Genomic DNA, 9,587 nt, shown 5'->3' with positions numbered 1-9,587 from the left:
TCACCTGCTCAAGACGCACGCCGGCTGGACGTACGACCGCGCCGACAACGGCACGATCACCTGGACCACGCCCACCGGGCACACCTATGCCTACAACTCCCCGTTGCCGCCCGGACACGAGCACCTGCCGCAGGTCGAACCAGGGCTCGGGCTCGGGCTCGGGCTCGACCAGGAACCCAAGGCCGCGCCCAAGGTGAAGCCGAAGCAGAAATCGGAAGCGGACGACCCGCCGCCGTTCTGATAAAGGCTCGGCAGCGAGGCTTGATCGGCCGACGTTCGACCGCAAGGGATCCGACGTCGAACCCCGCCGGCCAGAGCTCGAAGCGGTATCACTGGCCGGACGTCGAACCTTACGGCCCGGGGCGAGAGCTCGAAGCGGTATCGCTGGCCGGACATCGAACCCTGCCGGCCGGGGCCAGAGCTCGGAGCGGTGTCGCTGGTCGCCCGGAAGGGACAGATCGGCCCCCGGAAGTGCGGGATCCCCCTACGAGATCGGATCTGCGACGAGGTGGGAGCGGGCGGTGTACACCGTGAGGGGCGCACTGGTCGTCCTGGTTGTTGCGGTGCCGGTGATGGGGATCCAGTTCGTGAATCCGTCGACGAGGAACTCCCCGCTCCACTGCGTCTCCAGCCCGATGCGGTTGACACCCGCGGCGCGGTAGGTGTGGGTGATCGTCTGGTTCGGGTACGGCGTGCCTGGGTCGGTGGTGCTCAGCGGCTCGCTGTGGTCACCGAACGTCCAGGTGAACCGGGCGGGGGTGGCGCGCACGGTGACCCCGACGCCGAGGACCGTCGTGCGCAGGGTCTGCGAAGCGTCGGCGGTGTAGACGATGTTCGGCATGTTCGCGAGCGTCCAGCCGTTCGGCGGCTGGATGTTCACAACCGAGGGAGCAAGGGGGAGTCGCTGGAAGTCGACCGCGGTCACGCTCGGAAAGCCGGGTTGACCGGGGCAGCTGGCACTGTCACTGCTCAGCCCCCACTGGGCCCAGCCTCCGGGCGCCTTGGCGTTGCGGTTCCGGTGCCAGACAAAGGGCAGACCGTGCTCGCCCGATGGACAGTCCAGGACTGCGACGAGAGGAGCGCCGTTGAGACAGTCCCACGCGTTGGGAGCGCCGGGCGCAGTGCCGGGGCAATTCTGGCTGCGCTGGTACTCCACGTTCGAATCTCTTGAGCGCCAGCCTGCGGAAGGGTCGCCCGGCCCAGCGTTACCGCTGCCGTTGAGACGCATCCCGTCTTGGTCGGCTACACCGTCGATTTTGGGCACTGCTGAGGCGCTCGTTGCGCACGCGCAGACGAGAATTAGTCCTAAGAATCCAACCAGCGACCGCCTCATCGCGCTGCCTTACCTCTCGTGTTGGCTCCGTTGATTACCCATCTGCCATCGAGCCACACGAGATCTATCTGAGCGAGCGTCTCGCCGCCGCTGGTCGAGTCGACGATGCCGCCTTCGGCAGAAATGTCGCGCGACGCGTCCTGAGTCAACTCGAGGTCAACCGGAAAGATTCCAGTTGCTGCTTCCTGCGGGTAAGCCCTTTTTCCGGTGACAATGATTTGTCCGCCTTCCGATCGCCTTCCTTTCTCGCGCATTTTTACTACGTCCTTGGATACGCTTGCACAGAATCTGCAGTTCGGGCCACTCATCGCCTTCCAGTCCGCGAGGTCGCCTGAGCCGTAGACGTAGGGGTACAGCGCGATGAAGTAGATCGCCGCAGCCGTCGCGCCCTCGGTGTCCGTGCGACTCATGGCCGCCGGCCGCTCTGGACGCGGAGGCAGCGCGACCGTGGGGGAGGGGCTCGCTGACGGCGTCGTCGGGCTGGCGGGGAACACGGTGCCGTGGCCGCTCGGGGACGTGGGTGCTGGATCGGGGGTCCCGGAGCATCCCGCGATCGCGAGCATCAACCCCACACTCACGACCGCGCCCCGCGTCCCGACCTTCCGCAATCGGTCGCTCGCGCGTTCCACGGTCAGACTGAGGTGCCCCCTGCGCTCCGCCATGGCGCGACGCTAGCGAGGATCGGCCCGCTCAAACCCGAAATCGCGCGCCTGTGGACAACGCGAACCAGACCGAAAGCGCAGGGCCGCGGCCCCACGAGCACTGGTGGCGCCAACGGACGACGAGCGCTCCCGCTGAGACCCCGCCCTCAGGTCGCCGCTTCCCAGTCCCCGCCGGGCTCGCGCCGGTACACCGCCGCGGCCACGCTCTCGCGCCCGTCCGCGACCTTGGCGTTCCACGCAGCCACCATGTCGCGCACCCGCGCCTCGCCGTCGGGCACGCCGAACCGACCGAGGCTCGGGAATCCCGGCGCCCACTCCACCGCGAGCAGTGCGAGCAGCGCGCTCGCCGCGGCTCGCAGCCGTGCGCGCTCGTCGTAGTCGGCGTGGGTCAGGGCGGCGGAGGCGACGTCGGCGTGACCGCCGAGCAGGGCATCCATCGCCGACGCGCCCCGCGAGCGCGCGGAACTGCGGAGCAGGGGCATGTCCGGATGGGCTACCGCGAGCAGGGCCTCGTACTTGACCTCGGCGCGGTGCAGGCGCAGGTGCTCGTCGAGCGACCATCCCGGGCCGTTCGTCAAGGTCACGCCGCACGCGCAGTCGAGCTCGTTCACCTCACCGGGCAGGGTGCGCACGACTCCGGCGGTGTGGTGCTCGGCGCGCACCTGCGCTCCGACGCGACGGATTCCGGCGCTCACCGGCTCGACCTCGACCACGCGTTGCTCCCGTTCGCTCGACTGCCGGGCCATCTTGCCGCATCACCCGGCCCGGCCGACGTCGGGCGCTCCGGCGTGCCTAGAGTTGGCAGATCGGACCGGCGCGCGGGGGCGACGCATGACGGACTACGGGCACGAGCTGCTTTTCGGTTCCTTCCTCACACCGTCGGCGGACTGTCCCGCCGACGTGCTCGCCCTCGCGCAGCTCTCCGAGCAGCTCGGCCTCGACCTGGTCACGGTGCAGGACCACCCGTACCAGGCGAGGTTCCTCGAGACCTGGACGCTCCTGTCGGTCATCGCCGGCCAGACGTCCACGGTGCGCGTCGTGCCGAACGTGACGAACCTGCCGCTGCGACCGCCGGCGGTGCTGGCCCGCGCCGCCGCGAGCCTGGACCTGCTGTCCGGGGGCCGCGTCGAGCTCGGGATCGGGGCGGGCGCGTTCTGGGACGCGATCGTCGCGATGGGCGGTCCGCGCCGTACCCCGGGGGAGTCGGTCGAAGCGCTCGCCGAGGCGATCACCGTGCTGCGAGCGCTGTGGGCCCCGGGGGCGAACGGGTCCGGTTCGACGGCCGGTACTACCAGCTCAGCGGGGCGCGCCCCGGCCCCGTCCCGGCGCACGACATCGGGCTCTGGGTCGGCGCCGGCAAGCCGCGCATGCTCCGGCTGACCGGTCGGCTGGCGGACGGTTGGCTGCCGAGTGCGCGGTGGGCCACGCCCGCGATGCTTCCGGCGCTCAACGCGGAGGGCGACCCCGACGCGCCGGTCAGCCCGACGGCGGCGAGTATGTCCAGTGCCAGGACTCGCGCGGAACGTCCGCCTTGAAGCCGAACTCCGCGGCGTGCGCGCGCATCCAGCCGAGCGCTTTCGCGTCGAGGCCGAGATCCAGGCTGCGGCCCCAGCCGTGGTCCGAGGTGCCCGGGACGGCGGCGAGACCGCCCTGGGAGTACAGGCCCTTGCGCTTCGCGACGTCGACCTGGGCCTCGAAGCTCCGGTAGGAGTCGGTGATCGTCATCGTGACCCCGTCCCGGGCCGCGGCCGCGGCCAGCTTCTCGTACGACCGGGTCGCCGGCGCCCACAGGCGGGCACCGGTGCCGGGGATCTCGGCGAGCGCACTGCTCGGGATCCTGCCGTTGCCGTAGGCGGCGAGCTCGACCGGGATGCCCTGGGCGTTCAGCTGGCCGGAGCCGGCCGCGGGCCCGGCCTGGCTCGCGACCTCGGTGGCCAGCACGGAGGCGAAGGAGTCGGCGGACCCCGCAGCGGTCGAGGAGGCCGCCGTGGAGAACGCGGCCCCGGTGGGTCCTGTGCTCGCGACCGACGTCGTCGCGGCCGTGGCTACCGACGCGACGGGGGCCGGCGGGGCCAGCGAGGCGATCGCGCTCTGGATCTCGGCGATCCGGTTGGTGATCGCGGCGATGCCGTCCACGGGCGTCCTCTCCGGCTCCGAGCGCGGGCACGCGTACCTCATGCCCATCGGCCGCCCGCGCGGGTTCGTGAGCGGAACCGCCAAACTCTCGCGGCGAGCGCGCCCCACCCGCGCCCGGCAGGATGACCGGATGACCACCACTCACGTCGCCCTGCTCCGCGCGATCAATGTCGGCGGTGCGACGGTGCGGATGGAGCGGTTGCGCGAGCTCGCGGTGAACCTCGGCTGGACCGACGTCGCCACGCACCTGAACTCCGGGAACCTCCTGCTCGGGTCCGGCGACTCGGCGAGCGCGGTCGCGAAGGCGCTGTCCGCGGCGCTGGAGGACGATCTCGGACGCGAGGTGCCGGTCGTGGTGCGCACCCCGGCGCAGCTCGCCGCGGCACTGGAGCGGGCGCGACCGGTCTTCCCGCACGCGGAGCCGCGTCGCGTGCAGATCGCCTTCCTCGACCACGACCCGGGCGACGGCGCCGACGAGCGGCTCGGCGACTTCGCTCCGGACGAGCACCGTCACCTCGGCGCCGAGCTCGCGCTGCACTACCCGAACGGTCAGGCGCGCACCAAACTGACGACCGTGGTGATCGAGCGCCGGCTCGGGGTCGTGGCCACCGTGCGGGGTCTGGGCACCATCGACGGCGTCCTCGCGCGGGTGCGCCCCTGAGCGAGGCGACACCCATCGTCGTTGACCCGCGCCGGGGCAAACCGTACCGTGCAGTAACCCCCACCCGACGAGGCAGCAAAAGGATCATCGATGACCCTCTTTCCGACCGTGTTCCTCCCCGACGTGTTCCGGCGCGGCGAACAAGCCCTGTGTGACCACCTCCTCGCGCACGGACTCGTCCTGGCGGACGATCCGGTGGACGCGGACGTCGTGGTCACGATGGCGGGGTCGGATGAGAGCACCGAGCGGGGGGAGGGCGCGGGCGTCGTCGTCCTGCTCGACGGCGGCGAGACCGTCGCGACCGGGCTGCTCGCGGCGCACGGCATCGAGGCGCGGCCGGGGACCGCGAGCGCGACGCCCAGCGACCTCGTACCCGCCGAGCCGACCGCCGCGGCGACCCCGGCACAGGACCTGCTCGCGTGGACCTCCGAACCCGCCCTGCCGGTGGTCGCGACCCTCACCGTCGCCGAACCTGCGGTCGCCGCGGTCCGGGTCGCCGGCCGGGCCGGCCAGCCGGGCCCGGTCGTCGTCGCCGTCGCCGTCACCGACGACGACGCGGGTCGCGTCGTCGTGCTCGGCGTCGACCTGCGTTCGCCCACCGCGAGCTCCGGCACCGACCACCCGGCCAACCCCGCCGCCGCCGCCGAGCTGTTCGGGAACGCGGTGGTCTGGGCGGCGCGCCGCTCGGCCACCCCCGGCGTCACGGGCGCCGACCGCGCGTCGCTCGTCGAGCATCCCGCGTGGGTCCGGCTGAAGGAGGCGGTGACCGCGCTGCAGCCCCTGCAGGCCAAGGACGGATCGGTGCCCGAGCGCAGCCACCACCACAACGCCCAGACCCTCGTGCAGACGATCTGCGCCGCGACGGCCGAGCTCGCGCCACTCTTCCCGCACGACGCCGACTACCTCGACGCGCTCGTCAAGGACTTCCAGCGGTGGTCCGACACCGGCCTCGAGGTACCCGACTTCCTCGACTCGCTGGCGCTGTTCCACCCCGAGCTCACCCGCACCGACGGTCTCGCGCACCTCGTGGTGTTCCCGATGTACACCCAGAACGGCAGCACCGAGCGCAAGGTCGAGGCCGTGCTGCTGCGGGTGCTGTGGCCGGACTTCGTCGCGGCGCTCGAGGCGGGCGCCTACTCGAACGCGATGTTCGTGCCGATCACGTTCCTCGACTTCACCCCGGGCTACGACTCGAACTCGGCGGTGCTGTTCCCCGAGACCGTCGCGATGCGCGAGATCCCGCGGTTCACCTGGGGCGGGATCTTCGCCGACCGCGAGGCGGCCCGGTTCCGCCGCGTGGTTCGCGCCGCCGCCGACACGACGCGGCTCGCCCTGCCGCCCGACGCCGCCCGGCTGCTCGCCGACCAGCGCCTCGCGCAGGAGACGTTCGTGATGTGGGACCTGATCCACGACCGGACCCACATGCGCGGTGACCTGCCGTTCGACCCGTTCATGATCAAGCAGCGCATGCCGTACTTCCTGTACTCCCTCGAGGAGCTGCGCTGCGACCTGACGGCCTTCCGGGAGGCGGTCCGCCTCGAGGCCGACGGCGCCCCGCACGCGCGCCTCGTGCAGTACGCGGTGGTCTTCGACCGGATCTTCCGGTTCGCGATCAGCGGGACCCGGGTGCGCAACTACGACGGCCTGGGCGGGCAGCTGCTGTTCGCCTGGCTGCACCAACACCACGTGCTGCACTGGACCGACAGCCGGCTGACCATCGACTGGCCGCAGGTGCCTGCCGCGGTCCTGGCGCTGGGGGACGAGATCGACGCGCTCTACTGGCGGTCGATCGACCGGCCCAAGATCTCGCACTGGCTCGCCGCCTACGCGCTGGTCGCCGGCACGCTCACCCCGCACCCCGCCTCGGTGTGGGCCCGCGGCGCGGATGCCCTGCCGCTGGACGGTCCGCTCAAGGGGCTGACCGATGCGGTCCTGTCCGACGAGTTCCCGCTGTCGATGTTCTACGAGGCGCTCGCACGCAAGGTCGGCGACGTCGTCGCGGCGACGTCGGGCATCACGGCGTGAGCGGGGCAGCCGTCCAGGTGGGGGAGGATGTCGCGGTGACGACTCTCCACGACCCCGAATCCCGCGGCTTCGCCTCTGACAACTACGCGGGTGTGCACCCGGAGGTGCTCGTGGCGCTCGCCGCGGCCAACGGCGGGCACCAGGTGGCCTACGGCGAGGACGTCTACACCGCGCGGCTCCAGGAGGTCATGGCCGCGCACTTCGGCGAGCGTGCGCAGACCTTCCCGGTGTTCAACGGCACCGGCGCGAACGTGCTCTCCCTGCAGTCGATGCTGCCGCGCTGGGGTGCGGTGATCTGCGCCGAGACCGCGCACATCCAGACCGACGAGAACGGCGCTCCCGAGCGCATCGGGGGCCTGAAGCTGCTCACGGTGCCGGCCCCGGACGGCAAGCTCACCCCCGAGCTCGTCGACCGGCAGGCGTGGGGCTGGGGCGACGAGCACCGCGCGCAGCCGGGCGTCGTGTCGATCACCCAGAGCACCGAGCTCGGTACCGCGTACTCCCAGTCCGAGATCAAGGCCCTGACCACGCACGCGCACGACCTCGGCCTCACCGTGCACATGGACGGGTCCCGGATTGCGAACGCCGCAGCGAGCCTCGACCTCCCGCTACGCGCGTTCACGACCGACGCCGGGGTGGACGTGCTCTCGTTCGGCGGGACGAAGAACGGGCTGCTGTACGGAGAGGCCGTCGTCGTGCTGGAGCCCGAGGCGTCGACCGGCCTCGCGTACCTGCGCAAGATGGACATGCAGCTCGCGTCGAAGATGCGGTTCGTCTCCGCCCAGCTGATCGCCCTGCTCGACGGCGACCTGTGGCTGCGGTCCGCGCAGCACGCGAACGCGATGGCGAACCGGCTGCGCGCCGCGGTGGAGGGGCTCGACGGCGTCCGGATGACCCAGCCGACCCAGGCGAACGCGGTGTTCGCGGTGCTCCCGGCGGGGGTCGCGGACCGGCTGCGGACGCGGTTCCGGTTCTACGACTGGAACGAGGCGACCAGCGAGGTCCGCTGGATGTGCGCCTTCGACACCACCGAGGCCGACGTCGACACGTTCGCCGCCGCCCTCCGCGCCGAGCTCGCCGCGGCATAGGGGCCGGTTTTCGGAAGAAATGGCGCGTCTTTCGCGCCATTTCTTCCGGATCCTGCTACCAGTTTGAGGGCTTGTAGTCCTTGAGGAAGACGCCGAACAGGTCCTCGCCGACCTCGCCGCGCACGACCGGGTCGTAGACCCGGGCCGCGCCGTCGACCAGGTCGAGGGGAGCGTGAAAGCCCTCCTCGGCGAGGCGCACCTTCGTGGGGTGCGGGCGCTCGTCGGTGATCCAGCCGGTGTCGACGGCGGTCATCAGGATGCCGTGCTTGGCCAGCTCGCCCGCGCTCGTGCGGGTGAGCATGTTGAGCGCGGCCTTGGACATGTTCGTGTGCGGGTGACCGGGTCCCTTGTAGCCGCGGGAGAAGACCCCCTCCATCGCGGACACGTTGACGATGTACTTGCGGCGGGCGGTCGACGCCATCATCGACGCGCGCAGCCGGCTGACCAGGATGAACGGTGCGGTCTGGTTGCACAGCTGCACCTCGAGCAGCTCGAGCGGGTCGACCTCCTCGACCGTCGCGACCCAGCTGTTCGTCGCGTGGGTGTCCGGGACCAGGCCGCCGGCGTCGATCGAGGTGCCCGCGACGAGGCGTTCCAGCGAGGCGGCGTCGGCGGTGAGGGCGAGCGCGGCGACGTCGGTGCCGCCCAGCTCGGCGACGGCGTGCGTGAGCGCCGAGACCGAGCCGACCAGGGCGCGCGGGTGGGCGTCGCTCGTGTGGCCGAAGGTGACCAGCTCGGGCATCGGGCCGGCGGGCAGCTCGGTGAGCTCGGCGTCCGCGAGCGGCGCGTACGAGCCGGGGGAGCGGCGCACGGTCTGCGCGGCGTTGTTGATCAGGATGTCCAGGGGTCCGGCGGCGGCGACCTCGTCCGCGAGGGCGACGACCTGCGCCGGGTCCCGCAGGTCGATCCCGACCACCTTGAGCCGGTGCAGCCACTGCGCCGAGTCGGGCATCGCGGCGAACCGGCGCGAGGCGTCCCGCGGGAAGCGGGTCGTGATCGTGGTGTGCGCGCCGTCGCGCAGCAGCCGCAGCGCGATGTACATGCCGATCTTCGCGCGCCCCCCGGTGAGCAGCGCACGCCGGCCGGTGAGGTCGGTCCGGGCATCCCGCTTGACATGGTGCATCGCCGCGCAGGTCGGGCAGAGCTGGTGGTAGAACCCGTCGACGTCGTTGTACAGGTCCTTGCAGATGTAGCACGCGCGGGCACGCAGGAGCGTCCCGGCGATCGCGCCGGCCTCGGGTGCGACGAGCAGGATGCCGTTCGTCTCGTCGTCGATACGCCCCGGGCTGCCGGTCGCGGTGGCCGCGACCACGGCCGAGTCCGCCGCCGAGATCGCCGCGCGCTTGGTCGTCCGGCGGTCCTTCTTGACGGCCTTGAACAGGGTCGACGTCGCCCGGCGGGCCTCGAGGTTGGCCGGGTGGTCCGCCGGCAGCGCCGACAGCTCACGCGCGACCCGCAGGAACGTCGCGAGGTCGGCGGGAGCAAGCTCGGCGGGAGCAAGCTCGGCGGGAGCAAGCCCCGCCGCCTCAAGCCCAGCCGCCTTGAGTCCAGCGGTCTCGAGCCCTGCGTCGTCCTCGAGATCGCCCTCGATCGGCACGGAACGCGAACGAGCGACCTCCGCGGCAGCGCGCCCGACGTCGGTCACCGGCTGTTCGCCGGTGACCGGACCGTCAATGCTGGGC

9 protein-coding genes and 1 pseudogene are annotated in these 9,587 nt (G+C 71.7%); 5 read left to right on the top strand and 5 right to left on the bottom strand.

Annotated features, from left to right (window positions below; translation table 11 throughout):
• Positions 1-241, top strand: a pseudogene (locus tag VIM26_RS26440) (hypothetical protein); the annotation flags it as partial.
• A gap of 243 nt (positions 242-484) precedes the next feature.
• Here VIM26_RS26440 and VIM26_RS26435 read toward each other — a convergent pair.
• The 3 genes from VIM26_RS26435 to VIM26_RS26425 form a co-directional block, all read right to left on the bottom strand.
• Positions 485-925 carry a PKD domain-containing protein gene (locus tag VIM26_RS26435; RefSeq protein WP_331956314.1) on the bottom strand — a complete coding sequence of 147 codons (441 nt, stop codon included), beginning with the start codon at positions 923-925 and terminating at the stop codon, positions 485-487.
• 404 nt (positions 926-1,329) lie between these two features.
• The gene (locus tag VIM26_RS26430) at positions 1,330-1,896 is read right to left on the bottom strand and encodes a DUF6318 family protein (protein WP_331956317.1); all 567 of its coding nucleotides are present in this window, start codon (positions 1,894-1,896) and stop codon (positions 1,330-1,332) included.
• Positions 1,897-2,141: 245 nt separating this feature from the next.
• Entirely contained in the window at positions 2,142-2,690 is a 549-nt protein-coding gene (locus VIM26_RS26425) for a hypothetical protein (RefSeq protein WP_331956313.1), read from the bottom strand.
• 136 nt (positions 2,691-2,826) lie between these two features.
• Between VIM26_RS26425 and VIM26_RS26420 the strand changes: the two genes are divergently transcribed.
• Positions 2,827-3,375 carry an LLM class flavin-dependent oxidoreductase gene (locus VIM26_RS26420; protein WP_331956312.1) on the top strand — a complete coding sequence of 183 codons (549 nt, stop codon included), beginning with the start codon at positions 2,827-2,829 and terminating at the stop codon, positions 3,373-3,375.
• Between the two features lie 96 nt (positions 3,376-3,471).
• On the opposite strand, the gene VIM26_RS26415 is transcribed toward VIM26_RS26420, so the two are convergent.
• Complete coding sequence (locus tag VIM26_RS26415; RefSeq protein WP_331956311.1) at positions 3,472-4,131, bottom strand: M15 family metallopeptidase; 660 nt, start codon at positions 4,129-4,131, stop codon at positions 3,472-3,474.
• Positions 4,132-4,261: 130 nt separating this feature from the next.
• On the opposite strand from VIM26_RS26415, the gene VIM26_RS26410 reads away from it, so the two are divergent.
• From VIM26_RS26410 to VIM26_RS26400, 3 genes are all read left to right on the top strand, one after another.
• Complete coding sequence (locus tag VIM26_RS26410; protein WP_331956310.1) at positions 4,262-4,792, top strand: DUF1697 domain-containing protein; 531 nt, start codon at positions 4,262-4,264, stop codon at positions 4,790-4,792.
• 663 nt (positions 4,793-5,455) lie between these two features.
• Positions 5,456-6,817 (top strand): DUF6421 family protein, encoded by a 1,362-nt coding sequence (locus tag VIM26_RS26405; protein ID WP_331956316.1) that lies wholly within the window; start codon positions 5,456-5,458, stop codon positions 6,815-6,817.
• Positions 6,818-6,852: 35 nt separating this feature from the next.
• Complete coding sequence (locus VIM26_RS26400; RefSeq protein WP_331956309.1) at positions 6,853-7,905, top strand: low specificity L-threonine aldolase; 1,053 nt, start codon at positions 6,853-6,855, stop codon at positions 7,903-7,905.
• Positions 7,906-7,960: 55 nt separating this feature from the next.
• Here the strand turns inward: VIM26_RS26400 and VIM26_RS26395 are convergent, their stop codons facing one another.
• Entirely contained in the window at positions 7,961-9,364 is a 1,404-nt protein-coding gene (locus VIM26_RS26395) for an SDR family NAD(P)-dependent oxidoreductase (protein ID WP_331956315.1), read from the bottom strand.
• Positions 9,365-9,587 lie beyond the last annotated feature (223 nt).

The sequence above is a fragment of the Pengzhenrongella sp. genome (assembly GCF_036565025.1).
Taxonomy (GTDB): domain Bacteria; phylum Actinomycetota; class Actinomycetes; order Actinomycetales; family Cellulomonadaceae; genus Pengzhenrongella.
This window is presented reverse-complemented; position numbering and strand designations above follow the sequence as displayed.